30 protein-coding genes and 2 pseudogenes are annotated in these 26,483 nt (G+C 63.4%); 17 read left to right on the forward strand and 15 right to left on the reverse strand.

The features are described from left to right. Positions 1-50: 50 nt before the first annotated feature. Genes CyaNS01_RS14945 through CyaNS01_RS06960 form a run of 3 tightly spaced genes read left to right on the forward strand, consistent with a single transcriptional unit; the run spans position 51 to position 1,650 of the window. Positions 51-395, forward strand: a complete 345-nt coding sequence (locus tag CyaNS01_RS14945) for an HNH endonuclease (RefSeq protein WP_225875877.1) — start codon at positions 51-53, stop codon at positions 393-395. Beyond that, positions 392-658 carry an HIT family protein gene (locus tag CyaNS01_RS14950; protein ID WP_370561797.1) on the forward strand — a complete coding sequence of 89 codons (267 nt, stop codon included), beginning with the start codon at positions 392-394 and terminating at the stop codon, positions 656-658. The genes CyaNS01_RS14945 and CyaNS01_RS14950 overlap by 4 nt, the downstream gene beginning before the upstream one ends. Before the next feature lie 50 nt (positions 659-708). Next, on the forward strand, positions 709-1,650 hold the full coding sequence (locus CyaNS01_RS06960; protein WP_186699906.1) for an HNH endonuclease: 942 nt from the start codon (positions 709-711) through the stop codon (positions 1,648-1,650). Positions 1,651-1,661: 11 nt separating this feature from the next. Here the strand turns inward: CyaNS01_RS06960 and CyaNS01_RS06965 are convergent, their stop codons facing one another. From CyaNS01_RS06965 to CyaNS01_RS14325, 10 genes and pseudogenes are all read right to left on the reverse strand, one after another. Beyond that, complete coding sequence (locus tag CyaNS01_RS06965; protein ID WP_186699908.1) at positions 1,662-1,868, reverse strand: hypothetical protein; 207 nt, start codon at positions 1,866-1,868, stop codon at positions 1,662-1,664. 174 nt (positions 1,869-2,042) lie between these two features. Then, entirely contained in the window at positions 2,043-2,414 is a 372-nt protein-coding gene (locus CyaNS01_RS06970; RefSeq protein ID WP_186699909.1) for a hypothetical protein, read from the reverse strand. A gap of 78 nt (positions 2,415-2,492) precedes the next feature. Next, the gene (locus CyaNS01_RS06975; RefSeq protein ID WP_186699911.1) at positions 2,493-3,368 is read right to left on the reverse strand and encodes a GIY-YIG nuclease family protein; all 876 of its coding nucleotides are present in this window, start codon (positions 3,366-3,368) and stop codon (positions 2,493-2,495) included. Continuing rightward, positions 3,365-3,700, reverse strand: coding sequence for a M48 family metallopeptidase (locus tag CyaNS01_RS06980; RefSeq protein ID WP_186699913.1), 336 nt, complete (start codon positions 3,698-3,700; stop codon positions 3,365-3,367). The genes CyaNS01_RS06975 and CyaNS01_RS06980 overlap by 4 nt, the downstream gene beginning before the upstream one ends. Beyond that, the gene (locus CyaNS01_RS06985; protein ID WP_186699915.1) at positions 3,700-6,660 is read right to left on the reverse strand and encodes a type I restriction endonuclease subunit R; all 2,961 of its coding nucleotides are present in this window, start codon (positions 6,658-6,660) and stop codon (positions 3,700-3,702) included. Before CyaNS01_RS06985 ends, CyaNS01_RS06980 begins: the two co-directional genes overlap by 1 nt. Positions 6,661-6,669: 9 nt before the next feature. After that, positions 6,670-9,468 (reverse strand): TrlF family AAA-like ATPase, encoded by a 2,799-nt coding sequence (locus CyaNS01_RS06990; RefSeq protein ID WP_186699917.1) that lies wholly within the window; start codon positions 9,466-9,468, stop codon positions 6,670-6,672. After that, positions 9,465-10,754: a restriction endonuclease subunit S gene (locus CyaNS01_RS06995; protein ID WP_186699919.1), complete on the reverse strand. Its 1,290-nt coding sequence runs from the start codon at positions 10,752-10,754 to the stop codon at positions 9,465-9,467. Before CyaNS01_RS06995 ends, CyaNS01_RS06990 begins: the two co-directional genes overlap by 4 nt. Next, a complete protein-coding gene (locus CyaNS01_RS07000) occupies positions 10,754-11,734 on the reverse strand; it encodes an N-6 DNA methylase (RefSeq protein ID WP_370561720.1) in 981 nt (326 codons plus the stop codon). Before CyaNS01_RS07000 ends, CyaNS01_RS06995 begins: the two co-directional genes overlap by 1 nt. Next, a pseudogene (locus tag CyaNS01_RS14955) lies at positions 11,698-12,857 on the reverse strand (ISAs1 family transposase). The gene CyaNS01_RS07000 and the pseudogene CyaNS01_RS14955 overlap by 37 nt, the downstream one beginning before the upstream one ends. Beyond that, positions 12,812-13,834, reverse strand: a complete 1,023-nt coding sequence (locus CyaNS01_RS14325) for a type I restriction-modification system subunit M N-terminal domain-containing protein (protein ID WP_222934214.1) — start codon at positions 13,832-13,834, stop codon at positions 12,812-12,814. Before CyaNS01_RS14325 ends, CyaNS01_RS14955 begins: the two are co-directional and overlap by 46 nt. Before the next feature lie 173 nt (positions 13,835-14,007). Here CyaNS01_RS14325 and CyaNS01_RS07020 point away from each other — a divergent pair, with 173 nt between their 5' ends. The 8 genes and pseudogenes from CyaNS01_RS07020 (at position 14,008) to CyaNS01_RS07055 (ending at position 17,725) form a co-directional block, all read left to right on the forward strand. Further along, the gene (locus CyaNS01_RS07020; RefSeq protein ID WP_186699921.1) at positions 14,008-14,487 is read left to right on the forward strand and encodes a helicase-related protein; all 480 of its coding nucleotides are present in this window, start codon (positions 14,008-14,010) and stop codon (positions 14,485-14,487) included. Next, positions 14,477-15,442, forward strand: a complete 966-nt coding sequence (locus CyaNS01_RS07025; protein WP_186699923.1) for a DUF3427 domain-containing protein — start codon at positions 14,477-14,479, stop codon at positions 15,440-15,442. Before CyaNS01_RS07020 ends, CyaNS01_RS07025 begins: the two co-directional genes overlap by 11 nt. A gap of 9 nt (positions 15,443-15,451) precedes the next feature. Then, positions 15,452-15,685, forward strand: a complete 234-nt coding sequence (locus CyaNS01_RS07030) for a DUF433 domain-containing protein (RefSeq protein ID WP_186699925.1) — start codon at positions 15,452-15,454, stop codon at positions 15,683-15,685. 47 nt (positions 15,686-15,732) lie between these two features. Continuing rightward, a complete protein-coding gene (locus CyaNS01_RS07035; protein ID WP_255460151.1) occupies positions 15,733-15,927 on the forward strand; it encodes a hypothetical protein in 195 nt (64 codons plus the stop codon). Between the two features lie 232 nt (positions 15,928-16,159). Beyond that, on the forward strand, positions 16,160-16,354 hold the full coding sequence (locus CyaNS01_RS07040; RefSeq protein ID WP_186699927.1) for a DNA-binding protein: 195 nt from the start codon (positions 16,160-16,162) through the stop codon (positions 16,352-16,354). Between the two features lie 18 nt (positions 16,355-16,372). Beyond that, complete coding sequence (locus CyaNS01_RS07045) at positions 16,373-16,726, forward strand: type II toxin-antitoxin system death-on-curing family toxin (RefSeq protein WP_225875919.1); 354 nt, start codon at positions 16,373-16,375, stop codon at positions 16,724-16,726. A gap of 216 nt (positions 16,727-16,942) precedes the next feature. Then, a pseudogene (locus CyaNS01_RS07050) lies at positions 16,943-17,478 on the forward strand (DUF3427 domain-containing protein); the annotation flags it as partial. A 28-nt stretch (positions 17,479-17,506) separates the two neighbouring features. Further along, positions 17,507-17,725 carry a DUF433 domain-containing protein gene (locus CyaNS01_RS07055; protein WP_186699928.1) on the forward strand — a complete coding sequence of 73 codons (219 nt, stop codon included), beginning with the start codon at positions 17,507-17,509 and terminating at the stop codon, positions 17,723-17,725. 497 nt (positions 17,726-18,222) lie between these two features. On the opposite strand, the gene CyaNS01_RS07060 is transcribed toward CyaNS01_RS07055, so the two are convergent. From CyaNS01_RS07060 to CyaNS01_RS14760, 3 genes are all read right to left on the reverse strand, one after another. Further along, positions 18,223-18,603, reverse strand: coding sequence for a hypothetical protein (locus CyaNS01_RS07060; protein ID WP_186699930.1), 381 nt, complete (start codon positions 18,601-18,603; stop codon positions 18,223-18,225). Beyond that, positions 18,600-19,010, reverse strand: a complete 411-nt coding sequence (locus tag CyaNS01_RS07065; protein WP_225875881.1) for a hypothetical protein — start codon at positions 19,008-19,010, stop codon at positions 18,600-18,602. The genes CyaNS01_RS07060 and CyaNS01_RS07065 overlap by 4 nt, the downstream gene beginning before the upstream one ends. 190 nt (positions 19,011-19,200) lie before the next feature. After that, positions 19,201-19,335: a hypothetical protein gene (locus tag CyaNS01_RS14760; protein WP_255460142.1), complete on the reverse strand. Its 135-nt coding sequence runs from the start codon at positions 19,333-19,335 to the stop codon at positions 19,201-19,203. A gap of 230 nt (positions 19,336-19,565) precedes the next feature. Between CyaNS01_RS14760 and CyaNS01_RS07070 the strand changes: the two genes are divergently transcribed. Together CyaNS01_RS07070 and CyaNS01_RS07075 are read left to right on the forward strand one after the other, a co-directional pair. Continuing rightward, a complete protein-coding gene (locus CyaNS01_RS07070) occupies positions 19,566-19,724 on the forward strand; it encodes a hypothetical protein (protein WP_186699934.1) in 159 nt (52 codons plus the stop codon). Between the two features lie 55 nt (positions 19,725-19,779). Further along, the gene (locus CyaNS01_RS07075; RefSeq protein WP_186699936.1) at positions 19,780-20,829 is read left to right on the forward strand and encodes an AI-2E family transporter; all 1,050 of its coding nucleotides are present in this window, start codon (positions 19,780-19,782) and stop codon (positions 20,827-20,829) included. Here the strand turns inward: CyaNS01_RS07075 and dnaG are convergent. Then, positions 20,742-22,892 (reverse strand): DNA primase, encoded by a 2,151-nt coding sequence (gene dnaG, locus CyaNS01_RS07080; RefSeq protein ID WP_186699938.1) that lies wholly within the window; start codon positions 22,890-22,892, stop codon positions 20,742-20,744. The two genes, CyaNS01_RS07075 and dnaG, sit on opposite strands and share 88 nt — an antisense overlap. Positions 22,893-22,914: 22 nt before the next feature. Between dnaG and CyaNS01_RS07085 the strand changes: the two genes are divergently transcribed. Next, positions 22,915-23,796, forward strand: a complete 882-nt coding sequence (locus CyaNS01_RS07085) for a DMT family transporter (RefSeq protein ID WP_255460143.1) — start codon at positions 22,915-22,917, stop codon at positions 23,794-23,796. A 2-nt stretch (positions 23,797-23,798) separates the two neighbouring features. Beyond that, positions 23,799-25,022, forward strand: coding sequence for a YbfB/YjiJ family MFS transporter (locus CyaNS01_RS07090; protein WP_186699940.1), 1,224 nt, complete (start codon positions 23,799-23,801; stop codon positions 25,020-25,022). On the opposite strand, the gene CyaNS01_RS07095 is transcribed toward CyaNS01_RS07090, so the two are convergent. Continuing rightward, positions 25,000-25,446, reverse strand: a complete 447-nt coding sequence (locus CyaNS01_RS07095; protein ID WP_186699941.1) for a hypothetical protein — start codon at positions 25,444-25,446, stop codon at positions 25,000-25,002. The two genes, CyaNS01_RS07090 and CyaNS01_RS07095, sit on opposite strands and share 23 nt — an antisense overlap. A 21-nt stretch (positions 25,447-25,467) precedes the next feature. On the opposite strand from CyaNS01_RS07095, the gene ruvA reads away from it, so the two are divergent. Both ruvA and rpsO read left to right on the forward strand, forming a co-directional pair. Beyond that, the gene (ruvA, locus tag CyaNS01_RS07100; protein WP_186699943.1) at positions 25,468-26,112 is read left to right on the forward strand and encodes a Holliday junction branch migration protein RuvA; all 645 of its coding nucleotides are present in this window, start codon (positions 25,468-25,470) and stop codon (positions 26,110-26,112) included. A 97-nt stretch (positions 26,113-26,209) separates the two neighbouring features. Beyond that, the gene (gene rpsO / locus CyaNS01_RS07105) at positions 26,210-26,479 is read left to right on the forward strand and encodes a 30S ribosomal protein S15 (protein WP_186699945.1); all 270 of its coding nucleotides are present in this window, start codon (positions 26,210-26,212) and stop codon (positions 26,477-26,479) included. The last annotated feature ends 4 nt before the right edge of the window (positions 26,480-26,483 follow it).

Genomic DNA, 26,483 nt, shown 5'->3' on the forward strand with positions numbered 1-26,483 from the left:
CAGTGACGCCGAGCGGGGCGAGCTGCAGCAGCTCTGCCGCCAGCGCCTCGATGCCTTCCGCGAGCAGCGCGGCGAGGAAGTGTTTGCCCACCGCAGCCGCCACCGCAGCCCGGGGCCGCTGCGAGTGCTGCGGTGCCCACGAGCACCAGCGGGCCCTGGAGGTGGAACCCATCATCCCCAAAAACCAGGGCGGCTCCGACGCCATCAGCAACCTGCAGGCGCTCTGCTTCCGCAGCAACGCCGGCAAGCGCGACGGCTGTTTGCCTACGCAAGAGGGCGCACCGACTTCCGCGGCCTGCAGGACACCTACGGCCACCGCGAAGCGGGCTGTGTGTTCTGCGCGCTGGAGGGCAGCGGACGGGTGCTGCTGGAGAACGAGGGGCACAGCCTGGTGATCCCGCGGCGTCATGGGGCCGACGGGCTGGAGCTGCACCAGCCGGAGTGGAACGCCGTGGTGGAGCTGCTGAAGCTGCGGCGGGAGCAGCTGAGTGCCCAGGACGCCACGATCAGCCGCTGGAATGTGGGGCTGAACTCAGGCGAAGCGGCGGGGCAGACGGTCTTTCATGCGCACTGGCATCTGATCCCGAGGCGGGAGGGGGATTGTCAGCAGCCACGGGGTGGGGTGCGGGGGGTGATCCCGTCGAGACGGGTCTACTGAAGACAGCCAGCCTCACTTCGGCTACAAAGTCACAAGTACTGGCCGGATCCGTGCCCTCCTACTGGTGGGTGAACCACAAACAGACCTATCGGCAGGAGACCGACGGCGGCTACATCTGGTCGCCGAAGGCCAATGCCAACGGCGCCCGCAATGTGAGCTACGACAACCTCAGCCGCTGCCAGCGGGGGGATGTGGTGTTCAGCTATGCCAATGGGCGGATCAGCCAGCTGGGCCTGGTGGAAACGGCGGCGGTCACTGCAGCCAAGCCGCCGGAGTTCGGCTCAGCGGGGGAGAACTGGAGCCAGGAGGGCTGGCTGGTGCGGGTGAACTGGCAGCCGCTGCGCCAGGCGTTGGTACCCCAGACGTTCTTTGCGTTGCTGCAACCGCTGCTGCCGGAACGCCACAGCCCGATCAGCACCAGCACCGGCCGGGGCAACCAGGGGGTGTACCTGGCCGGGCTGAGCGAAAGCCTGGGGCTGCTGTTGCTCCGGCTAATCGAGGAGCACGCCGATCCGGCGGTGCGGGTGCACTTGGTGGTGCTGGCGGAAGAGGGGGAGTACACCGCCGCGCTGCTCGATGACATGCAGCGGTTGCGGGAGGTACCCAGCAGCACCGAGCGCGATGCCCTCACCAAAGCGCGGCTGGGGCAGGGATTGTTTCGCCATCGGGTGTCGGAGCTGGAGCCGGCCTGCCGGGTCACGGGGCTGGCGCGGCAGGAGTTCCTGGTGGCGAGCCACATCAAAGCCTGGCGATCCTGCGACAACAGCGAGCGGCTGAGCGGATCCAATGGCCTGCTGCTCTCCCCCCATGTAGACAAACTGTTTGACCGCCATTGGATCAGCTTCGATTCAGGCGGTGAACTGATCTGGCGGCACGAGGCGGCAGGGGAGGCCTTGCGTTGTTGGGGCATCGACGGGGCGAATCTGATCCGGCCGTTCAGCCGGGAGCAGGAGGCGTTCTTGAGTGCCCACCGAGAAGCCCTGAGGCACTGAGGCCGATGGGGTCAAGGGGCTTGGGTTGGTTTGGCCAGAAAAGGCTGATCCGGCTGGCCAGGGTGCTTAATCACGGCTTCAGCAAGATCTTCCTCTGTGATTTCGGGGATCTCCTCATACTCTTCGGGTTGGATGACATGGGCATCCACGCGCTGAAGATCAGAGTGGATCTTGCCTTCAGGGGAGGTTGGGGAATAAACAACGTTGTCTTCGCTCATTGGCCTTTCGCATGGAGATGATGTGCCTGATGCCGCAATCCAACGCAGACGATTCTGACTTGACCATAGTCTCGCCTTCGATCGGGGAGCTCGATCGTTGGGCCGGCGAAGACAGTCTCAGCATCAAGGAAATCCAGGCCGCACTGCTCCAGGGCTTGCATGCGCTTGGCCGGTTCAAAGCTGATCACCGGGTAGAAAGCGCTGAATGAAGGCCGCCAGCGGCATGGGCCCGCAGCGGGGGATCCAGGTGCCGCCGCCCGGCATCCGCCGCCAGCACTGCACCTCAAGGTGGGGATCGGTGCCGGGGAGCAGCTGAACCCGGTAGCGGTACTCGGCATCGGCGGCCTGCTCCGGGCTCAACAAGGGTTCGGCTTGGTGCTGGGTGCTCAGAAAAGTGGCGAGGAAGCTCGAGACGTCAGCGGTTTCGCGCTGGGCTGCCGCAAAGCGCCAGGCGGCACCGGTGGGGTAACCGTCGTGGTGGAGGTAGAGATGGCGCTCCGTGACGCCGGAAAAGCCTGAGAAAGTGTAGGTGCCACAGGTAGCCAATCTATTGAAGCAGCTGCAACTGCAAGTGCCACCGGCGTATCACCAGCGTGACTACTCAGCGAACACAAGAGCATGCCTTCATGCCTCCTGCGAAGCTGCTTCCGCCGCTTTTTCCTGGTGCTCCTTGAGGGTGACCCCCTTGGCGTCTTTCCATTCGGTGCGGCCATTGGCGTTGCGTGCGAGCAGCATGATCGCCGCCTGGGAGGGGGAGCTGAATTCATAGTCCTGGGCGAGGGTCAACCCGCCCGTTTCCTCCAGAAACACGCCCTGGCTCACCAGTTGTGCCCTGGCCGTCACCCAGGCGGGAGAGGCGGAGACGACGAAGTCAGTGCGGCCCCTGGCACCGCGCAGCACGGTGAAGCCTCCGGGCGACTCGAAGCCCTGTCCCGATGCATCCGGGCCCTTGAGGTGGAAGAGCCTGCGGCTCATCGCGGCCGGCTTACCCGTGGGCTGCTCAAAAGCGCGGAAGCCGAGCACTGGGCAGCAGAGAAGCAGCTCTTCGAGAAAGCCATCGGCTTCTGCCCGGTCCATCTCCGCCAGGGTGATCGAGCGCCCCTGCACCGCGTTCTCCAGGCGGCAGCGTTTGGCCTCCTGGGCCAGACGGATCAGGCGGGCCTCCAGATGCTGGGCATGGGCCTTGTTGAGGTAGCCGTCTTTGGAGGTGAAGGCAAAGGCGGTGGTCCAGAAGTCCCTGGTCTGATGCTGCTCCAGGCGGCGGCCCAGGGGATCGGCTTCGCCGATGTAGACGCGATCGGCACCACCTTCCGGGTCTGGACCCGAGAGCACATAGACGCCCGGGCGGCTGGCCTCCGGCCGCTGGGTGAATTCCTTGAGCTGGGAGCGGGGCACAACGAAGCCGATGCCGCTCCAGTTCGTCTTCTCGACGATGCGCATGCCGTCCGGCTGACCGGAGGGCACGAACAGGCGCAGAGCGAAGGGACGGGCGGGGGTCATGGGGTGGGATGGAGTGGTTGGAGCGATCCGGCATGACGCCTCAATTGTTCCTCCGCCTGTTCCCACTCACCCAGATGGGCCCGCATCAGGGATTTCCAGAGCCTGCCGTGGTTGGGAACGCTGAAGTGGAGCAGTTCGTGGACGATCACGTAGTCCCACAGGGCCTGATCGAGCGAGAGAAGGTCGACGCTGAAGTTGAGATGGCCGTTGGTGGAGCAGGAGGCCCACTTGTGGCGCATCGGGCGCATGCCGAGCCATACCACCTGCACATCAAGCTTCTGCGCCCAGTCGCGCACCCGGTCCTTGAAGGCCGCTTTGGCGTTGGTGGTCATCAGATGCGGTCCGCCTTCTCCAGCATGGTGAACAGCTCATCGACGATTGGTGTGACCTGCTCCAGCTCATCGCACTCGGCATAGATGGCGAAGGTGACCTGCTTACGCAGCTCACGCAGTGCGTTTTCGCTTCGCTTCCAGTTCGGGTAAGACACGAAGGCGGCCTTGATCCTGGTGCTCACGGCCTCTGGATTGTTGACCTTCGCATTGAGCAGGGAGCGGTACACGAAGAACGTGAGCCCATCGAAGCCCTTCTCGGCTTGCTCCTGCTTGCGGGTTTCGTTCTGACGCACCTCGGCCAGCAGTGCCTCCATTGCCTCGGACGTGGAGGTCTGACGCTGCTCAAAGCTCTCCTGCACCAGCCGGGCCCGCTCGGCCATGGCGATCAGGAAGGGGTCGTCGCTGTGGTCATCGGCGAACTTCTCGATGCTTTTGACCAGGTTGATCACTTTGCTGCCGTCACCACCCTGTTGATTCTTGATCAGTTCAATCGTGTCGCTGTTGATCAGCACGGCCTCGAGAATGCCGCGGGCCTGAAGCTGGCTCGCGCTCACGCTCTGCTGCACCAGGTCATTGGTTTTACGCTGAAACTCACGATCCACCGACACAGTGGTGCTGTAGGCCTTGCGAACGATGGAATAGGTGGCTGAGAGCGTGGCGAAATCATCCAGGAAAGGCCGCAGGAAGGCATCGGGTGAGATGATCTCGTAGAGCATCTCGATCTCCTTGTAGTCCTTGAAGAACTCCTTGCGCCGCTCGGGATCGCGAAAGTGCTGGATCAGGGTGTCGACGTCCTTGTCGTTGAAGTTCTGCTCGATCAGGCCAATGTAGACAGGTGCCTTGCTCTCCATCTTGTTCAGGAAGAGCACTTTCAGCAGCTTGAGGTCTTTGACGATGGCGTTGATCTCGTCGCTGTCGAAGGCAAGGGCCTTTTCGAGCTTGTCGAAGATGCCCACGAAATCAAGCACGAAGCCGTGGGGCTTCACCATTTTCTGGGCCTCGTTCTCGTAGGGGCGGTTCACCCGGGCGATGGCCTGCAGCAGGGTGTGATCGCGCATCGGTTTATCGAGATACATCGCATAGAGCACGGGCGCATCGAAGCCGGTGAGTAGTTTCTCGGTGACGATCAGGATCTTGGGCTGCTGATCGAGCTTGCCAAAGCTCTTGCGGATCTGGCGTTCCTTCTTCTGATCGAGGTGGAACTCCTTGAGCAGGGCTGAGTCGTTGTTGTTGCCGGTGTAGACGATCTCCGAAAGCTCAGTGGGCAGGCCCATCTCGGTGAACACGGCATCGAGGGCATGCTTGTAGAGGGCGCAGGCTTCACGGTCGACACCCACCAGGAAGGCCTTGTAGCCGAGGGGCTCCACGTTCTGCAGATAGTGGTTTGCCACGAAGCGTGCCACTTGCTGGATGCGGTCTTTGCCCTTGAGGAAATTCTTGAGGTTCACCGCCCGCTCAAGGATTTTGTTGAGCTCCTCAATGTCGGCCACCCCCTCGGCTTCGGCGAGGGAGAGAAACTCGGCGTCGAGCGTCTCGTGGGGCACGAGCATCTCGTTGGGGGCGAGCTGGTAGTAAAGGGGCAGGGTGGTGCCGTCTTCGATGCTGTCGGCGATGGAGTACTTGTGCAGGTAACCCTTGTCGTCTTCGCAGCCGAAAGTTTTGAAGGTGCCCTTGCCGTAGACGGTTCTGTCGACGGGGGTTCCGGTGAAGCCAATGAAGGTGGCATTCGGCAGGCCGGCCATGAGGAAGGTGCCGAGGTCACCGCCGGTGGTGCGGTGGGCTTCGTCGATCAACACATAGATGTTGGAGCGGGTGTTGAGATCCGCCGGCATGTCGCGGAACTTGTGGATCATCGTCACGATGATGCCCCGGTAGTCATCGCGTAGGAGCTGGTTGAGGCGGGCGATGCTGCTGGCGTGTTCCAGGTTGCCCAGGCCGAGGGCTGCGAGGTTCTTGAGCATCTGATCTTCCAGCTCATTGCGGTCGATCATCAGCAGCACAGTGGGCTTGTCGGCTTCCGGTACGCGGAAGAGTCGCTCGGCGGCCTTGATCATGGTGAAGGTCTTGCCGCTGCCCTGGGTGTGCCAGATCAGGCCGCGCCGGCGATGGGGATCCAGGGCACGGCCAACGGACGCATCGACAGCTGCGGTCTGGTGCTGGCGCAGGATGTATTTGTTGAGTTCTTCGTCTTTCTCAGCAAAGACGATGTAGTGCTGCAGGAAATCGAGAAGCTGCGGGATGGCGCAAAAGCTCTTGATCTTGCCCTCCAGCTGGCCCACCTGCTCATGCTTCCAGTTGAAGAGGTTGCGCCGCACCGTGTTCCAACTCACGCCATAGGAAAAGCCGATGGCATCGGTGGCGGTGAACAGCTGCTGGCTCACGAACAGCTCGGGCGTTTCGCGGTGGTAGCGGCGGATCTGATCGATGCCCAGATCGATGGCTTCCTGCTTATCGGCGTTCTTGCACTCGATCACCAGCACCGGGATGCCGTTGATCAAAAAGACCACATCCTCTCGTGTGCCGTAGTGGCCGTTGTGAAAGGCCCACTCCTCGGTAACTTCATAGATGTTCTTGCGTGCCTCCGGCACCCTGTCACGGTCGTCGTAATCGATCAGGATCAGGTCGCGCTCTCGCTTCTCCTCGTGGTCGAAGAACTTGCCACGGTTGCGCAGGTGCTCCACGAACTCCCGGTTGCCGTAGATGTCGGTGTGGAGATGGCGGAACTGCCCGAGTAAGGCGCCCACCGCCTCGGCGTAGCGCGGGTTGAATTCTCGGACCTTGGCGTCGAGCAGGACGTCGAAGAAGAGGGATCGGTTCTTGGCGCGGTCGCTGTTCGGAACCTCTTGATCAAAGCCCCGTCGCTGCTCGGCTTCTTCTTGGGACACAATTGTCCAGCCGATGGCCTCAGCGTAGGCGAGGATTCGCGATTGGACAGTTTTATGCTCTCCAGGCGTTGGCACTACAGAACTCTAGAAATTGTATTTCTTTCGGCGCAGTTCGAACGCGACTCTGCCACCCTCCATAGTATTGGTAATCGCATCGCAGACAGGTTCTTCGTCTATCGCACCGCCTGCAGCTTGTCGCCCCAACACCATCTGAATCACATTCTCCGAATCCCCATTAACCGCGATATTCGCATTATGCGTCGCGAGAATTAGTTGTCTGTTGTCCTTAGCTGCGCGAATCGTTTTGATAATTTCATTAATGATCATGTTGTCAAGATCCTCTTCGGGCTGATCTATGATAAGGGGTCCATGGGTTTGATTCATAAGAATGTTCAGCAATGTCGCAGCCTGCTCACCCTGCGAAGCCTTCCTAAATTCAATTGGGCTCCCGTCACGAATATGAAATACCTCCACGCGAGGACGCAGAATCGCCCTTAAAAGCACCGAAACTCGTTCGGTGGAGATTGCCTCCTTCAATCGTTCCATAAACTCTGGCCCAAGAGCTTCACTCAGGATCGGAGTTAATGGAGCATCACCCTTGTCTTCGGCAGCCCCTTCTTTCCACTTTAACAACTGAAGTGCCTCGTCCTGGATTTCCTTCCATTTCGCCGGCTTCTCTGGAACATTCTGAACATTTTTTAAAATTCGTTCAATACGTAATCCACGCAAACGTGGCAACTCAAATGCCTGCTGAATAGCCTCCTCAATCTCAGAGTAGTTTGGATCCTGTGCTAGACGGCCATTTGCCAATTGTGATGAAGCTTCTTCGATTGTGGCTATCTGATTTTGCACAACAGCCGAAAGCTGTACTTCCAACTCAGCTCTCTGATGCCGCAGTGCCACCAGTTCGGAGTCAGCATTCCGTAATTCGTTAACTTCAACTTCGGCAGCCTCTAACTGCTCCTCGACTTCACTAAGCTGCCCTCTTAGTCGTTCAATGCTTTCCAGAACAGCCTCCTTACCCGCTAGAAGTTTCTTTTGCTCTTCATATTCTCTGATGTGAGCTTCCAGTATTGGCGCCCAATCCTTCTCGGCGGAGGAAATCTTCCCCAGTTCAGAGTCAAACCAAGCTGTCGCAGACTCAAGGATGGTCTGTAGCGATCCACCTGGCAAGATCGCAGTCTGTAGCGAATTAAATACCTGCCTTAGAGTTTCGTTCTCAAGAAAGACCGGTTGTCCTGTGGTGGCTACGTTCAGTTTTGAAATCAGATCAGATAGAGAATCGCCAATTGTTTCCTTGCTGCGCTCTAGAACTCTGCGAGCTGAGGCAAGAGCCTCACCTTGGCGGGTGAAGTTCTCGTGCTCTGTGATCGCGGTCGCAGGCACTTGCCCGTCAGCAGAAAGTTGTTTCTCTAAATTCTCAATTTGTGACTTCAGTAGTAATATTTTTGTCTGGGCATGACTCTGGGCATGTTGAGAAGCCGACAGCCTCACAGCTTTCGACAGTGCATCTGTCAGAGATTGAGCATTACGCTTTAATTTCGTCTCAATCTCACTTAGCTGATGCGATGCAGGGGCGGTCACAAGACGCAATAAGCGCTCTTCAGCATCTCCTCTCGCCAGGTCAGATAGCTCCCCCTGGCGATACTGTTGAGTAGGAACAAGCATCCTGACATCTGCAACTGAGCTGAGGCTTACTGATCCTTCAGTTTCTACAGAAATGACATCCTGCCTGGCGACTGTACGGGTAAGGGTAATAGGAGTGCCGTTCAGGAGAACCTTCAGAGATATCTCACCTATTTCATGATCAAGAGTGCCTTCTAGGATTTCTTTAAGCCGCTGGGTTGCAGTAGTTTGTGTGTCTTGGTCGTCGTCGATTGCCGAACAACCCAAGGCAAAACGAACATACTCAATGAGAGTTGATTTACCAGCACCGCGCCCACCAATTATCGAATTCATCTGCGGATTGAACAAATATGTACCATCGGTTAGATACTTTGATCCACTAACCGATAGCTCGCTAATTAGCGCTTCTGGCAAAGCTGGTTCTGAATGGCGAATACGTGAATCAGGCGCAAGCATCGCTTGGCGTAGGGATTCCGCTTTGGGAGACGCCAACTTAATCCATGTTGCATGATTGCCGATTAACCGAAAATCAGCGTGCCGAGCATCAGAGCATGAAACCACTCCTCGCTTTTCCGATGCCCATGCAGGAATTTCTCCGTCCAGGATTCTTCGATCTCCTGGTTTAAGGTCATCTGGACGGGCCTTGTCCATGTAGCCCCCGACATATGGCATGTCCTTGAAGCGTTTATGAAAGCCCCTCCTGAGGACCGTCTTGTGTCCGTCTGGTTTTACATGAGGAAGAATGATAAAGCGGCCTTGCAATTCATCGTCACCATCCAATAAAGATTGAAGTTCTTCCAGATTATGGTTAAGCAACTCAACCTGAATGCCAAGTCTCTCTTCTGGCTTTACGTCTGCAGGAAGGCTAAGTCTTGATCTTGCTTTCTCGAATAGATTTTGGGCTAGATCTACATCGAATATGATTAATGCCTGACACGAATCCTTGCAAGTCAGTTCCATGCCGGGAAAAATCCAGAAATTGAGGTCAGGATCCGCCTCTTGCATTTCCGCAAGAGCTTGTAATGCCTCATAGACATAGACACCTTCATGATGATCAGTTATCGACACAGCTGTAAGGCCTTTCTCAATACATCTGCCGATAAATTCTTTGCAATAATCTCGTCGCACCGTTTGCAGATCAGCGTCTGTGTCTTCGCATGACAAGTGATCCTCCGGTCTTGCTCCATCCCAACTTCCATCTCGTGGCGAGTGGACTTGGAGATCCGTCTTTCGAAATTGCGCTCCGCGGGAACTCATGTGTTTGCCTCAGGATTAAACATGAGAGAATTCACCCGAATCTTTGCAGCCATCAGTTCGTGAAGTAGGGTGCGGAAGAGGACTTGGAGTTGGGCCTTCTTGTTCGCTGCGACGTTGATTTTCTGCTGAGTCGCCGAAAGTGCTGAAGCGATCTCCTCCTGCTCGTCCACTGTGGGCGGAATCCCGACTTTGACGGCTCGGAGTTTCGTTGGGGAGGTGTGCTTCACCTTGGATCCAGTGGAGGTCTTTGCGACTTCAACTCGCAGGTGTGGAAGGTTGAAGATGTGGAAGAGACACTGCTTGCTCAGGCGTTCTGTGTCCAAGTCGACGATTAGTCCGAGTCGTTGATTGTGGAGATAGCGGTTGCCCTCCGGAACGAACGCCGCGCTGCCAAGTAGACCTGATTTTTGCTCTGTCATCGCCACCACGAGATCGTCTTTGGCCAGGACATAATCCTGGGGAATGTCGCCAGTGAAAAACTTGGTCTTCTCCCTTTGGTCGCGGAAGCCACCTTCCTCGTGAAAGTGGCCGGGGGTCATCAGAATGTAGTCGCCTGACGGCTTGAAGAACTCGCCGTCGAAAGCGAAGCCATGCTTAACTTGGAAGAATTCGCCAAGCGGTATCACCTCCCAGCTTTCGGGGATAGGACCGATATCCGTTTGCTTCTGGGGTTCGTGGCGGATGCCTTCGGTGAAGAGCTTGTGCATGAGAGCCTTTTTCATCTCGGTGGTGGTCTGAATAATCCGCTCCTGCATTTCGATCGCCCGCTGCACTGTCGAAATGATGTGCGCGATCTTCTTCTGTTCGGGGAGTGGGGGGAGCGGGAACCAAGACGCCATTACGTCTGAATCGCGGACCGCCGGATAACTCGCACCACGCTCCAATCCTGCCATCCGAGCGTTGAAGTGGTCGGTGACCAGAAACGAGTAGAGGAAACCCGGTTCCGCCTTCGCCTTGTCGCACCGCAAAACACAGTATCCGGTGCTGGCAATTGCCCCGTCGAGTTCGGGGGGAACCAACGCAACTCGCCTTAGTGTCGGGCGAACTGTCGCAAACAGAACATCGTCAGTTTGAATTGATTTTCGTGCTCTGCTTGGAGCTTCAGCGCCAAGTGTGGGCGTAGCGCTCGTAATTTTGAAAGATGTGTTGGAGACAGCCGAGACATCGACGTATTGAAAAACCTCGTCGGGTATCTTTCGTGGATCGCGCAGCTTGGTTTTGACAATGACTCTGTTGATGGTCGAATCCGACCAAGTCTCGGGAAGCGGATAGGGTTTGCCGTCCATCATATTCCGATTTTCTCCAGAATTTCCTTCAGCGCCTTGTCCGTGTCGCGCGCCTCGGCTTCGATATCATCCAGCTCCTCAACGATCTCCGAGATGGGCCGGTAGGTTTCGGCGTCGCTGGTGTGAATGAAACGGCTTGGGGAAATGTTGTAGTCGTTCTTCTTCAGCTCGTCATGCTCCACGATGCGGCTGAGTTTCTCCTCCTCCTGCCAGCTGATCAGGGTGTCGGCAATTCGCTGGATGCCACCCTCAGGGATGAAATTCTTGGGATCCCCCTTTTCGAACATCTTGCTGGCGTTCACCAGGAACACCTTGCCCTGGCGCTCCGTTTCCTTGGCCTTGTTCAGGAACAGCACGATGCCCGGAGCCGTGGTGTTGTAGAAGAGGTTTTCAGGCAGGTAGAGCACGCTCTCAATCACGTCGTTCTCCACGAACCACTGGCGCACAGTCTTTTCCTTGTTGGAGCCCGCATTGCCCGAGCCGCGGGAGGCGGCGCCGGTGTCGAGCACCACGGCGGCGCGGCCGTTGGCCTTGAGGCTGGCGTGCATGTGCTGCACCCAACCCCAGTCCGCCGACGACTTTCCCGGGAACCCGGCCCCCGGTGGAAAGCGGTCGAATTCGTCGCTGTCATAGTCGGCCTCCGTGAACCAGTCCTGGTTCCACATCGGATTGGCCACAACGCGATCGAACGTGCGCAGCTTGCCTGCCTGGTTGCGGAACTTCGGGTTCTTGAATGTGTCGCCAATCTCGATCTGACCCTCCATGTCATGGATGATCATGTTCATGTTGGCCATCGCCCAGGTTTCGGGCACATACTCCTGGCCGAACAATTTCAGTGGTGCAATGGCGGCTCCGTTCGAGCACCGCACGCTCTCTTCCATGGCGATCTCGCATTTCACCAGCAGGCCGCCGGACCCGCAGCAGGGGCAGGGTCTATTAGAAGTCACCCTGAGGGTCGTTCTTCCGCCGGTTCCCGCCACCCCAGCAGTCTGAGCAGTCCCTTGATGTCGTGAGCCAGGGCGGCGATGCCCTCGGTGATCGACCAGATCCCATCGAGCCGCAGGGCATTGATCGCCAGGCTGCGGAGGGTGGCCAGGATCTGGACGCCGTTGTCCTCCCGGTAGCGGTGGGCGTCTTCCCTTAGCGGCACGTCGCGCACCCAGTGCCAGCTGTTCTCGATTGACCAGCGGTCTCTGACGTGCCGCAACAGGGCCATGGCTCCGGTCCGCAGACTTGAGACGTAGTAACGGGTCTCGTCTGTCGCCTTGCCATCACGGATGCCATGGCTGCGCACGGCGATGATTGTCGCGCTGCCCGGCCACTGCTCCACCACCCACTCCGGCGCAGGCATCGCCCGCAGGGTCCAGGTGATGTCACGGCCCCGTTTCAGCTCCCGTCTGCTGGTGCGCCACGGGATTCGCCGGCCATAGGTGAGCCGGTCTCTGATCAGCCGAAACCCCTTGCGGCGGCTGTGTTTGACGGCGATCAGGAAGTCGGCGCCGCGCTGGGCGAGGTAGAGGAAAAAGGGCGGTTGGCATGCAGCGCGTCGGCCTGCACCAGCACCCCGTCGAGCTCGACGGCCTCCAGCAGCTGGCGCAGCGCCTGGATCTCGCCACTGGCATCGGTGGCGTAGGTGGTCTGGGCGATTGCCACGCCCAGCGATTGGGAGTAGAGGCTCACCTGGGCAATGAACTTCGCTGCGCCGGAGGCGGTTTCATCGATGGAGCCCCGCAGCGTCTTGCCGTCACACACCAGGGTGTCGAGCTCCTCGGCCACGCCCGTCTGGGCCGCCATCCAGTCGCGGAGCAGGGTTTCAAAGCCCGCCACATCCAGCTGGGCCAGCAGCAACCGGAAGGTCGAATCCGACGGCGACTTGCCGAAATCAGTACCCAGCAGTTCGTTGAGCGTCTGGCGATGCCGTTTGGCAAAGCGCTCCATCCCCACCAGCGAGCCCTGGCCGCTGAGGATCGCGAGGATCGCCACCAGCAGCATCCACCACTGGGGGAAGCGGATGCCACGTCGCATGCGGCAGTCCGGCAGCGCCTGGAGAAAACTGATCAGATCGCCTGCTGCAGCAGGCGTGGTGGCGGGCTCAGAGGCCAAGGGTCAAGAGCGGGTCCCGCGCACGACACCGTAGGCGGGAGGCCCCGGCCAGGGCTATTGAGACAGACTTCTAATAGGCCCTGGCAGCAGGGGTCGTAGATCTCCATGCCGGGCTCCGGCTGCAGCACCTTGCTCATGATGCTGGCCACCTCGGGCGGTGTGTAGAACTCACCGGCGCTCTGGCCGCTGCCCTCGGCGAACTTGCGGATCAGGTATTCGTAGCTCTTGCCGATGATGTCGGCCTCCACGTCGCTCAGACCCAGGCGCTTGGTGCTGATCGCCTCGATCAGGTTGGAGAGGCGGTCGTCGTCGAGGTCGCGCTGGCCGTGCGTGGTGGCGTTGAAGTCCACCCGGTCGATGATGCCCTGCAGCAGCGGGTTCTCCCGGGCAATGGCCCGCATCTGGGTGGTGACCCCTTCGCCGATCTTGTCCGACAGCTTGCGGATCACGCTCCACACCGGCTGCTCCGGGTCGCCTGGCACCAGCGGCAGGTAGAAGCGCACCAGCTTGTGATCGGCGGCCACCAGTTGGAAGGCCTTCTGACGCGAACCCACCTCGGCGGCGATGCGGTTCAGCTCGTCGTCGAACACATCGCAGAGCCGCTTCGTGAAGATCAGCGGCAAGATGTAGTCCTTGTATTTCGGCGCGTCCTTGGCGCCGCGGATCGAGCAGGCCGCGTCCCAGATCCAGGATTCGAGGGATTTGTCTTTGGGGGTGCCGTTGCCGGCGGCTTTCCCATGGCGGGGGGCTTTGGCTTGCGTGGCCTGTTGCACGACCTGCTCGGCGTCTGCAAGGAACACCGTGTCGCTGCGGCCCTGGCCGCGTTTCACGATCCCCTTGGCCACCAGTGCCGCCTTCACCTCCTCGTAGAGGGGCTCCTCCCAGCCGAGGGCTTCGCGCAGGGCAGGGTTCTTGGCGGGGCTACCGGCCTCTTCCACGGCTTCGAGGAAGTCGTCCAGGTGCTCCTGATCGGGCATCGAGGGATCAGGTCGGTCCACGCTGGGGGAAGTCTGCCTGCGGTGGCGCGGTTTTGGGTTGAATTCAGGCAAGTTCTGGGCGACACAGGCCCACCTTCAACCTCACCACCGACGACGCCCGCCTGCGCCTGATCCTGCGCGAACTGGCCGACAAGATCACCCACCTGGCCTCGATGCGGGCCCTGGGCTTCTGCGTGAGCGTGGAGCACGCCCGCTGGATGGCCCGCAAGTTCGTGGCCGCCGGCCTGCGCGCCGCCGCCCTCGATGCCTCCAGCCCCCGCGACGAGAGCGCCGAGCAGATCCGCCGGCTTCGCGACGGCCAGCTGCAGATCCTGTTTGCCGTGGATCTGTTCAACGAAGGCCTCGACATCCCCGAGATCGACACGGTGCTGTTCCTGCGCCCCACCGAGAGCGCGATTGTGTTCCTGCAGCAGCTCGGCCGCGGGTTGCGCCTCTGCCGGGGCAAGAGCTGCCTCACGGTGCTGGGCCAAAAAACGCAACCAGCATCGGCCAGGCCCACCGCCGCTTCCGCTTCGACCTCCGCTACCGCGCCCTGCTCGGCGGCACGCGCGACCAGCTGCGCCAGCAGATCGAAACCGGCTTCCCTTCCCGCCGGCCGGCTGCAGCCTGCAGCTCGATCGGGTGTCCAGTGAGGGGGTGCTGGCCAACCTGCACGAGTCGCTGCCCAGCCGGCGGCCCCAGCTGGTAGCCGAATGCCGCAGCCTCGGGCGCTGTTCGCTGGCGGGGGTGTTGGAGGGGCTGGGGATGGAGCTGGGGGAGTTTTACAGGGTGGCGAAGTCGTGGGCGTTGCTGCAGCGGGAGCTGGGGTGGTTGGCGCTGGGCGAGGCCAGCGCCGATGAGCAGCGGCTGGGGCGAGGGATCGCCGGGGGCCTGCTGCATCTGGATGACCCCGAGCGCTTGTGCTGGCTGGCGGATCAGCTGCAACTGCCCATGGCGCCTGATCCGGTGGGCTTCGATTCCGCCACCGAACGCAGCTGGCGCATGCTGATGGTCCAGCTGTGGGGCAGCGGCCGGCACCACGTGCCCCTGGCCGAGGCCCTCGTCCGGCTCTGGGTTGCCGCCCACCTCCGCGCCGAACTGGTGGGCGCCCTCGACTGGGGCCGCGCCGAACCACCTCCCATTCCCCTGAAACTCCACGGCCGCTACTCCCGCTCCGAGGTGTTCGCCGCCTTTGGGTTGTTGAACGAGGCCCGCCCCTTCCCCGGCCGTGAGGGGGTGGGCTTTGACGAAGCCACCCAGTGCGACGTCTTCTTCATCACCCTCAACAAATCCGAGCGCCTGTTCTCACCCACGACCCGCTACAACGACTACGCCATCTCCCCATGGGAGTTCCACTGGGAGAGCCAGAGCCTCACCAGGGAAGCCTCCGCCACCGGGCAGCGCTACATCCACCACCGCGAGCGGGGCAGCAAGGTGCTGCTGTTTGTTCGCGAGGAAAACAAAAGGGGCGGCGTCAGCATGCCGTTCCACTGCCTCGGTTTTGCCGACTACCTGAGCCACGAGGGCGAGCGGCCGATGGCGATTCGCTGGCGGCTGCAGCAGCCGATCCCGGCGGCGTGGCTACCGGTGATGGGGTTGGCGGTTTAGCGTTAATCCATGGACATCCAGTCCCGGATCACCATCAACCCGGCGGTGCGCTTCGGCAAGCCCTGCGTGCGCGGCACGCGCCTCACCGTGGGGGTCGTGCTCGGTTCGCTGGCCAGCGGCATGAGTGAAGCGGAATTGCTGGAGGATTTCCCTCAGCTCAGCCACGACGACGTGCTCGCCTGCCTTGCCTATGCGGCAGATCGCGAGCGTTGCCTGGTCACGCTGTCTTCATCGGTGGCGTGAGCGTCTGCCTGCTCCTGGACGAGAACCTCTCAGAACGGCTTCTACCAATGATCCTGGATCGGTTTCCCGATTCCAGCCATGTGCGGCTGCTCGGCCTGGGTGGCGCTGATGATCTGGTGATCTGGGAGAAGGCCCGCCCCCAAGGTGATCTGCCTGGCTATCGGCAACGCCGGCAATGCTGCAACAGCGGCCCTGTTGCTTGCTCACGTCGAGGCCATCGAGGGATTCTCCACCCATCCTGAGGCTGGGTTCCTCCTCCTGCGGCCAGCAGGCCAGGCCCTATAGAACCTTCAGCGCCACCAAGGCGAGCGGCCGATGGCGGGGCCCTTCCCGGGGTGGCGGCTGGAACGGGAGATCCCGGCGGCGTGGCTGCCAGGCTGTTGCTTGGCATAACGGCGGGGTGGGCGGTTAGAGGGGGGCTGTTCGGAGCTCTGGCATCGGGTTTCACCTAGGCTCAGGCCAGTGAGGGTCGCCATGGTCTTTGCCATCCAGCTCAGCGACGAGCAGACCAGAGCCCTGGCTGAAACGGCCCGTCGACTGAACGTGCCCCAGGAAGACCTGGCAGCTGCAGCCATTCGGGATCTGCTCAGTCGCCCTTCCGCCGATTTCGAAACCATCGCTGCGAGAGTTCTCTCAAAGAATGAGGAGCTCTACCGTCGTCTGGCGTGATCCGCTTTCTTCAACTTGGTGAGGTGCTGGAGCTTCATCACCAGCGGCGGCTCACCAGGACTGAGAGATCTTGGCCTGCTGGAAGCTGCACTGAGCCAGCCTCGCCAAACCTTTGCCGGGGATGATCTTTATCCAACGATCATCAATAAAGCCGCCTGTCTCGGTTTTTCACTCATCACCAATCATCCCTTCGTGGATGGTAACAAACGAATTGGTCACGCCGCCACGGAGGTGATGTTGATGCTGAACGGCCATCAACTCAGGACCTCAGTGGATGCGGCAGAAGCCACAATCCTTGCTGTGGCCTCTGGTGGCCTTGATCGAAGGGCATACACAAGCTGGGTTGAGCGGCATAGCCATCCCCTGACGTGACCATCATCCAGTGCTAGGCACAAATCGGAATCCCAGCGCTCCTCACCACGCGCCAGGGAACCGTAGCCGCAGGCTTCTGCGCAGGAGTACTGGATCACCTTCTCGGGGGCGTAGCGCTCCACCAGCCGCTGCGTGAATGCCGGCAGCGCCTCGCGGCCTCGCGGCTCACCAGTGGGGGCGGTGTGGTGGTCATGGGCTTCATCATCACGATGCCACGAAGACCAGGCCGTGCTCTGGCAGGCCGGAGCCTGGCGCCGGGTGTGCCGATCACCGCCTCCACCCCCTGCCCTGGGCGCTGCCGGTGCCCCTGCTGCGCGTGCACGGCCGTTACAGCCGGGCCGAGATCGAAGCCGCCTACTGCTTCGCAGAAGCCTTGCGGCTACGGCGTGCTCACCGATCACGCCCCCTGGATCCATCGCGAAACCCTCAGGAAGAGCGAAGCCCTCTTCTCCCCCACCACCCGCTACCGCGCCCTGGCCCTCGGGCCGTCCCCGTTCCATTGGGAGAGTCAGAGCACCACCACAGCTGCTTCCGCCACCGGCCAGCGGTATGTCAACCACCAGGCGCGCGGCTCACGGGTGCTGCTGTTTGTGCGGGAGCAGCGCCAGCAGGGCACGGTCACGGAGCCGTCTGTTTGCCTCGGGTTTGCCACGTATGCAAGCCACGAAGGGGAGCGGCCGATGGCGATTCGCTGGCGGCTGGAGCGGGAGATTCCGGCGATGTGGATGCCGGTGATGGCGCTGGCGGTTTGAGGGGGGCTGGAGCCACTAACTTGAACCCATGGATCATTCACGCATCACCCACAACCCAGCCCAGTGCGGGGGCAAGGCCTGCATCAGAGGCATGCGGATCCGCGTCAGCGATGTGCTCGATCTGTATGCCGCTGGCCTTTCCCCCGATCAGATCCTTGCCGAGCTACCTGATCTTGAGCCCGACGATCTGCAGGCGGCTCTCAGCTACGCCGGACGCGAGTTGGATCATCCCGTGCTGGTGGCGTGATTCTCTGGCTCGATGCCCAGTTGTCGCCAGCCCTGGCACATTTGATCACAGCACAGTTCGCCCCGATCAAGGCGGTGCCAGTCAGAGAGCTCGGCCTCAGGGATGCCGATGACCATGTGATCTCCGTGCAGGGCCCGCCACCTCAGGTGATCTGGCTCCGTGTGGAGAACAGTTCCAACGAGGCTCTTCAGGCCGTGCTCCTCCGCACCCTTGAGCAGGCGGTGGCCAGCCTTGGCGAAGAGGATCCTGGGTCGAAATTCGCTCGCCAAGCTGAAGCCCCAGCCACCCATGCCGTTCCACTGCCTTGGTTTTGCCGACGACGTGAGCCACGAGGGCGAGCGGCCGATGGCGAGTCGAGCGCCTCGCGCACGACCGGATCCCCCCCCCTGTAGCGACCCTCGAAGGGCATCACCACGGGCTAACGAGCCGAACAGGATGACCTTCTCGTAGGCGTCACACTCCACCACCGTGCCCAGCCCGCGCCGGGTCTACATCCTTCAGCCCTGCCCCAGCAGCTGCCGCACCAGAGCAATCAATTCCTTCTTCGTGAAGCTCTCCAGGGGCGGCGATGGGGGCGTCACGCCATGGCGTTCGAGAACCTTGGCCAGATCAGCCTTCCTGAGCTTGGAGGTGCCCTTGATCCTGTGCTCCTTGCACAGCCGCTTGAGGCTGGCCACCGACTGCTGCAGAAAACTCCCCTTGCCCAGCAAGGCCCTTGGGTTGCTGTGGTCTACAGGCTGGGGATCCCGGAGGTCATCCAGGGCAGCACTGGAGCGCTGCAGATGGTCTGCCATCCGGCGGTACACCCGGGCATCGGTGCCAGCCAGTTCCCTGTTGGTCTGCTCCAGCAGATCGGCGATCGAAGGCCGAGCGCTCATGGCGTTTCACCGAGCTGGTCGTAGCCGCCAGGCTGGATCGCAGCGGCCTTGGCTTTCACCGTGCGCCAGCGTCTCGCCTGCTGGATCAACCGCCGGAACATCTCCACCAGCCAGAAGCCGCTTTGGCGTTCGCTCTCCTCAATCAGTCCCACCATCGCATCGCCCGTTTCCTCCAGCTCGCGGATCACGCTGCCGAGCCTGGCGTTGAGGGCATGGAGCCGCGCCTTGGTCCGGGCCTCATCAGCCAGATCTCTCTCCAGCTCCACCAACTCCCGTTGCAGCTCAGAGATCACCACCCCACGGCGATCGCTCTGGGCCTTGAGGATCCCGCGGGAGCGGTTGGCCGACACCAGGGCCGCGCGACAGTCCTGATAGGTGTCCTGCAGCGCCTCAGGCTCTGGACTCACAGGAAATTCGCTGGCTGAGCGGAGTGGCATCGAAGATCGAACGGGTGGCGTCAGATCTACCGATTCTGGGCACTGCCGCCTTGCTGTCTACCCAGAAGGCAGGAACGGCCAGCTGTCGCTGACCCTGAGATTCCGTTTCACATTGATCGACGAATTCATCTCATTGATGTTGTAAGCGCCCCGGAAGTCGTCAGGCAGCATCAATGAGATGCTCAAGAATGGCATCCTCCCGATCGCCCGCCAGCACCCGCTCGCCCTGGTCCGGGCCGCCGAAGTCAAGGGGCGCCAGGCAGGTCACCGCATGGCCATGGTCAACCCGCAGCACCACAGCTGCCAGGAATGCAGGGTCGGCCCAAGCCCCCTCCAAGCCTTCGTTGCTGCCGAGGCCCGTGGTTCGGACCCTGACGCCATTGTTTGGGCTCGCCGCCCTGGCTCTGGCAGCCCCCCTGCCCGCCGCCCTGCCCGCCGCCCGGGCCGGCGACGGTCTGCCGGGCTATGCCCCCGGCAGTGGGGTGGACGCCGCAACCAGAGAACCCCCTGTTCGGCACCTGGACGGTGGCAGAGCAGGAGGGAGCCCTGGAGGTGCTGGCGGGAGCGGCCCGCTACCGGGCCCCACTCACCCCCTGGGACGGCGAGACCTTCAACACCAGCCCCGACGGCCGGGCGACCAGCTTCAGCTACGACGGCTACCGGTTCCAGCGGCGGGAGCCCTGAGCGTTGGCCAGCGGCCATGATGCCGCCACCCGCCCCTGCCCAGGAGACCTTCCCCATGCCCCTGCCCTCCGGCCTGCCCCGCCCGCTGGTGCTGGGGCTGTCCTTCCCGCTCGTGGTGCTGAACCTGTGGGTGTTCGCCTCGCTCTACAGGGCCTTTGAGGGCATCGCTTCCACCTTCATCCTCGCCGGGGTGATCGCGTTGATCCTCAACCTGCCGGTGCGCCTGCTGCAGCGGCGCCTGGGGCTGGGGCGCAGCTGGGCGATCGGTTTGGTGGTGGGGCTGTTCCTGGCCCTGGCCGGCCTGATCGCCGCCACCCTGCTGCCGCTTCTGGTGGTGCGGTTTCTGGCCTTCACGCAGGTGCTGCCGGAGTGGATCTCCGCCACCGCCCAGCAGCTCGACGCCGTCAGTGGCAGGGCCTCCTATCTGGGCGTGCCGATCGAGGTCAGCGAAATCATCGAGGGCCTGGCGGCGGGGCTCACCGCGCAGCTGGAGGGATTGCTGCTCAACATCCCCGCCTTCATCACCGGATCGCTGGGGAACTTCTTCAGCCTCTTCTTCCTGTTTGTGCTCACGATCTTCTTCCTGATCTATGGCGGTGATTTCGTGCGCAACTGCCTCACCTCCTGGCTGCCTGGCGACAACGGCGTCAAGGTGCTGGCGGTGCTGCGCCGCAACTTCAACAGCTACATCTTCAACCAGCTGATTCTCGCCGCTGTGCTGATGGCTGTACTCACACCCACCCTCTGGTTGCTGAGGGCGCCGTTTCCCATTCTCTCGGGGGTGAGCATCGGCCTGATGGGCTTCATCCCGTTCGGAGCCATCCTCGGCATCCTGTTGTTCAGTGTGCTGTTCATGCTCAAGAGCTTCTGGCTGGGGCTGCGCATCTTCGCCGTGCTGATCGTGGTGGATCAGGTGATCGAAAACGTGCTGCCGCCGCGGCTGCTGGGCAAGCTCACCGGCCTCAACCCGATCGTGATCCTGTTTTCGGTGATGGTGGGCGCCACCCTCGCCAGTTTCTACGGGGTGATCACCGCCGTGCCGATCGCCGCCACCGTCAAGTCGCTGCTGCTCGACTCTGCCGAGCCGCCCTCCAGCTCGGCATAGCCCGCCCGACGCCGGGCATCGAGGGCCTCGAGGTAGCGGCGCTCGTTGTAATACAGCTCCTGAAAGCGCAGGGCGTCGCTGTTGAGCTCGGCGAACAGCTGTTCGATGCGGCCCTCCATGTCGCTGATCGGCACCAGGCCGGCATCCTCTTCGCTGCGCTCCAGCTGCAGCAGGCGGGCGATGCAGCGCTCCAGGGTTTCCAGCCGCTGGCTGCTCCAGGCGTCGAGCAGATGCCGGCAGCGCTTCAGGCTGCGCTGGCGCTCCAATGAGGCCAGGGCGCCGCGCAGCTGCAGTTGCGGCTGGCCCAGCTGCAGCTGCTGCAGTTCGCTGGGCTCGATCAGGGGCGTGAGCCGTGTCAGCAGGCTGCTCTCCTCCACCAGCAGCTGGTCGCTGAGCAGGCGGGGCAGCTCCAGGTCGGCCAGATCGAGGCCAGGATCGAGGCCGCGGCTCACCGCCTCCAGCCGGCCGGCGCCCAGGTTGTCCTCCTCCAGGGAGCAGATGGCGGCCCAGAGCTGGCGGTGGTGGGCCAGGCCGAAGTCCTCCAGCTCATGGCGGCGCAGCTCGGCGCGGATGCGGGGCCGTTCCGGCGGGCAGTGCAGGTAGAGCCGCAGCACCTCCGCCTCGGCCCGCTCCCGCAGACCCGCCTCACCGGGCTGCTCCCACTTCTGGGAGCGGCCGTGCCAGCGCTGGCCCTTCACCTGCTGGCGCAGGTCGTCCTCCAGCTGGATCGCCAGCCTCGCCTGGCCGCCGCTGAGCCGCTCGGCCACCTGCTGCAGGTAGTGGCTGCGCACGGCGCTCTGGGGCAGCTTGCCGAGCAGGGCCACCAGGGCGCTCACCGCCTGCTGGAACTGATCCGAGCGGGCCAGGTCCTTGCCCTCCAGCACCTGGGCGATCTGCCAGTCGAGCCACTGGGGCGCCTGATCCAGCAGGGCGCGGTAATCACCGGCGCCGTTCTGCTTCAGGAACTCATCGGGATCCTTGCCGGCGGGCAGGTGCAGCACCCGCAGCTCCAGCTGCCCCTGCAGCGCCAGCTGCTCCACCTCGCCGATCGCCCGCTGGGCCGCCCTCACGCCGGCGCCGTCGCTGTCGAAGTTGAGGATCAGGCGGCGGCTCTCGCAGCAGCGGCACAGCTGGGTGATCTGCTGGCGGCTGAGTGCCGTGCCCAGGGAGGCCACCGCATTGGTGATGCCGGCGGCATGCAGGGCGATCACATCGAAGTAGCCCTCCACCACCACCGCCCGGTCATCGCGGCGGATCTCGTTGGCGGCCCGATCCAGGCCGAACAGGTGCTGCCCCTTCTCGAACACCTCCGTTTCCGGGGAGTTGAGGTATTTGGGCTCGCCGCCCTCAAGGCTGCGGCCGCCGAAGCCGATCACCCGCCCCTGGCGGTCGCGGATCGGCACCATCACCCGGCCGCGGAAGCGGTCGTAGTGCCCACGGCGGCTGTCGCCGGCCTCCCCCTTGCGGGCCGCCACCAGACCGGCGGCCTCCAGCCATTCCGGGGCCACCCCCTCCACCTGCACCAGGTGGTTCAGCAGCCCATCCCAGCGGTCGGGGGCAAAACCCAGCTCGAAGCTCTCGATCGTGCCCTCACTGAGGCCCCGCTGCTCGCGCAGATAGGCCAGGGCGGCCGCCCCGCCCGGGGCACGCAGCTGGCTGCGGAACCAGCCCGAGGCCAGGCTCAGCACCCGGTGCAGCTGCTCGCGCCGGGAGAGCTGCTTGCGCAGCCGCTCCTGCTGGGGGCCATCCAGCGTTTCCACCGGCAGCTGGTACTTGCGCGCCAGCTCCAGCACCACATCACTGAAGCTGTGGCGCTGCAGCTCCATCAGGAACTTGATGGCGTTGCCGCCGGCGCCGCAGGAGAAGCAGTAGTAGAACTGCTTGGCGGGCGACACCGTCATCGACGGCGATGTGTCGTCGTGGAAGGGGCAGATCCCCACGAACTCGCGCCCCTTCTTCTTGAGCACCACGTGCTCTCCCACCACATCGACGATGTCCGCACGCTCCTTGACGGCCTCGATCGTGCGCGGATGCAGGCGGGGATGGAGCGCGGGCTGGCTCAAGGAGTGGCGCTACCGATGGGGGTTGGATCGCCCCCATTCTGCCGGACACCACCACAACTGGGCGCCCCTGTGGATGCTGGCCAGTGCCCTGGCCTTCAGCCTGATGGGGGTGTGCGTCAAGGCCCTCGGCGGGCGCCTGCCGGTGTCGGAGGTGGTGCTGGCCCGGGCCGTGGTGAGCGTGCTGATCAGCTGGTGGCTGCTGGGCCGGGCCGGGATCGATCCCTGGGGCAACCGCCGCGGGCTGCTGATGGGGCGGGGTCTGCTGGGAACAGCGGGGCTCTACTGCATCTATCAGGCGATCGCCGGCCTGCCCCTGGCGGTGGCCACGCTGCTGCAGTACCTCCATCCCACCTTCACGGCGGTGCTGGCCTGGCCGCTGCTGGGCGAACAGCCCGGCTGGCGGGTGGGAGGGGCTGTGCTGCTGGGCCTGCTCGGGGTGGGGGTGCTCACCATCCCGGCCGGTGATGGGCTGGCGGCCCTCTCCGACCAGCTGCCCACGCTGCCCCTGCTGCTGGCCCTGGCCGGAGCCCTGCTCTCGGCCCTGGCCTACGTGAGCGTGCGGGCCCTGCGCCGCAGTGAGCATCCCCTGGTGGTGGTGTTCTACTTCCCGCTGATGGCCCTGCCGATCAGCCTGCCCCTGGTGCTGCTGGATCCGGTGCAGCCCACGGCCGTGGAGTTCGCCTGGCTGCTGGGGGTGGGCCTGTTCACCCAGCTGGGGCAGCTGGGCCTCACCTATGGGCTGATGGGCATGGCCGCGGGCCGGGCCACGGCGATGAGCTACGTGCAGGTGCCCCTGGCGGCGCTGTGGGGCGTGTTCTGGTTCCAGGAGACGCTCGCTCCCTCCCTGCTGCTGGCCGCCGCCCTGGTGCTGGGTGCGACCCTGCTCAGCATCCGGGCGGGCTGAGGATGACCACCAGAACAGAGCTGGGCATCGGGGAGGACGTGCTGGCGGGCACCTGTGCCATCGCCATCGGCATCGGCCTGGCCCGTTTCGACTTCTCGATCCTGGCCAAGCAGATGGCCACCGCCGGCTGGATCGACACAGCCTCGATCGGCGACCTCTCCGGCGGCAATCTGATCGGCTGTTTTCACCAGTCGCGGCTGCGCCGGCACCAGCATGTGCTTGGCGTGATTGCCCTGGCCCTGGTGCTGACCGTGGTCTCGATGCTGGCCGAGGGGTTCTGGAGCAGCACCGGCTCCCAGGCCGTCTGGCGGTTTGTGGGGGGCTGGGCGGCGGCCCAGCTGATGACCGGGGTGCCGAGCCTGGCGTTGCGGCGGGTGCCGGCCAGGCAACTGCGCCTGAGCACGGCCATCGTGATGGGAGGAGCGGGCCTGGGTGGCCTGCTGGGGGCCCTGGCGGTGGGGCTGTTCGCCCCCTCCTCGCCCCGGCTTGCCTGGATCCTGCTGGCCGGCCTCAGCCTGCTGCTCTCCCTGCCGATCGTGGCCCTGCTGCTGCGCAACCGGCGGCATCCGCCGGTGTCCCCAGCCAGTCCCAAGGGCCAGCCGGGGCTGTCCCCGGGCCAGACCCACCGCGCCGTCTGGCCCGCCGGCCTGATCCTGTTGGCGGCGGCCTACGCCGTGGCGGCGATGGGATCGGTGCCCAGCGTGTTCTACGAGCCGCTGCTGCTCAGCCAGCGCTTCGGCGCCGGACCGGTGGCGGACAGCCACGGCCTGGCGATCTTCGGGGCCGGTGCCATGGGCGGCTCCCTGCTGGTGGTGTGTTTGCCGCGCGCCTGGGCCACCCGGCACTGTCTGGTGGGGGTGGCCCTGGCCGGGGTGGCGGCGGCGGCCCTGTTCGCCTGGGGAGAGAGCCAGGAGCTGGTGGTGCTGGGCTCCTTTCTGCTGGGTTGCTGGACCTGGATGATCGTGAGCCTCACCCACCTGCGCATCCACGACTTCGTCCCCAGCCAGGCGCACCGCCGCTGCTGGGCCACCTGCACCCTGCTCTATGGCCTGGGCCTGATGCTGGTCTCCTTCGCCAGCTCCGGCCTGGCCAGCAGCAACCTGCAGCTGGTGCTGGTGATCTGTTTGGGCCTGATCCTCCTGCACGCCGTGCTCGAGCTGGTGCAGTGCCGCGCTCCAGCCCTGCCGGATCAGGGGCTCCCGCTCAGGACGGCAGGGGATCGGTGAGCCAGAGCTGGGTGTCGCCGCCGATGGCGCCGCTGGGGCGGGCCAGCCGCCAGCTCTCGCCCCGCTCGCCGCGCTGCAGGTAGAGCTCGAAGGGGCTGTCCACCCGCACCCGGTCCCCCGGCAGACGCCAGTCGAAGCTGCCGCTGAGCCGCAGGCCGCGGGCCTCGCCGATCGCCACCGCCTGCTGCTCACTCACCCGCACCCGGCTCACCTCCGGAACGCCGTCGGGCTCAAGACCCAGCGACTGGGCAATCGACCCCTGGGTGAGCTGGATCTGCAGGGCCAGGGCGCTCAGCAGCACCCCCCGGGGCGGCTGGCCGACGCCGCCGCAGCCGCTGATCGGCAACAGCAGCAGCAGGCAGAGCAGCGGTGAGAGCAGCGGTGGCAGCAGCCGCTGGGCAAGGGTCCGCAGGGCGGGCAGCATGGGGGCGGTTTCACTTCCCCCATGATCGGCTGGCTGCAAGGGGACATCACCGATCCGTGGCAGCACGACAAGCGCTGCGGCCTGCTGCTGGTCTGCGGCGGCGTGGGCTACGAGGTGCAGGTGAGCCAGCGGCAGTGGCAGCGGCTGCCGCCCCAGGGCGGCAGCCTGGGCCTGCACATCCACCAGAGCATCCGCGAGGACGGCTGGACGCTGTTCGGCTTTGCCGAGCGCCAGGAGCGGGATCTGTTCCGGGAGCTGGTGGGCGTGAGCGGGGTGGGGCCCCAGATGGCCCTGGGCCTGCTGGGGGTGCTGGAGCCCACCGCCCTGGTGCTGGCGATCGTGCAGGCCGACCTGCGCCAGCTCTGCCAGGCGCCTGGGGTGGGCAAGCGCACCGCCGAGCGGCTGGCGGTGGAGCTGCGGGTGCGGCTGCAGGAGCGCTTCCTGGGCGGGCCAACACCGGGTAGCGAGGCCGAGCTCGAACCCCTGCCCGCCCTCAGCGACGGCAGCCGCGACGACCTGCACGCCACCCTCGCTGCCCTGGGCTACGAGGGGCTGGAGATCCACCGGGCCGTGCGGGGCGTGGCCGCCCAGGGGCTGGCCGCCGACGCCAGCGCCGAGGAGTGGATCCGCTGCTGCCTGCGCTGGCTGGCCCGATCCGCCGCCTGACAGGGCGGTAAAGTATCGGTTTGCACCGCAGAGGCCGGGGCAGGCCCTGCCGGGGCCACCAGGCTGCAGGCTCGCGCTCCGCCACTTCCCACACTCCATGCCGCTCACCACCGCCCAGAAGCAGGACCTGATCAACGGTCACCAGACCCATGGCACCGACACCGGTTCCGTGGAGGTTCAGGTGGCGATGCTGAGTGAGCGGATCAGCCAGCTCACCGGCCATCTGCAGCAGAACAAGCACGACTTCTCCTCCCGCCAGGGGCTGCTCAAGATGATCGGCCGCCGCAAGCGGCTGCTGGGCTACCTCAAGGGCATCAGCCAGCAGCGCTACGCCGATCTGATCGCCAAGCTCGGCATCCGCGGCTGAGGCC

The sequence above is a fragment of the Cyanobium sp. NS01 genome, assembly GCF_014280235.1.
Lineage (GTDB): Bacteria > Cyanobacteriota > Cyanobacteriia > PCC-6307 > Cyanobiaceae > NIES-981.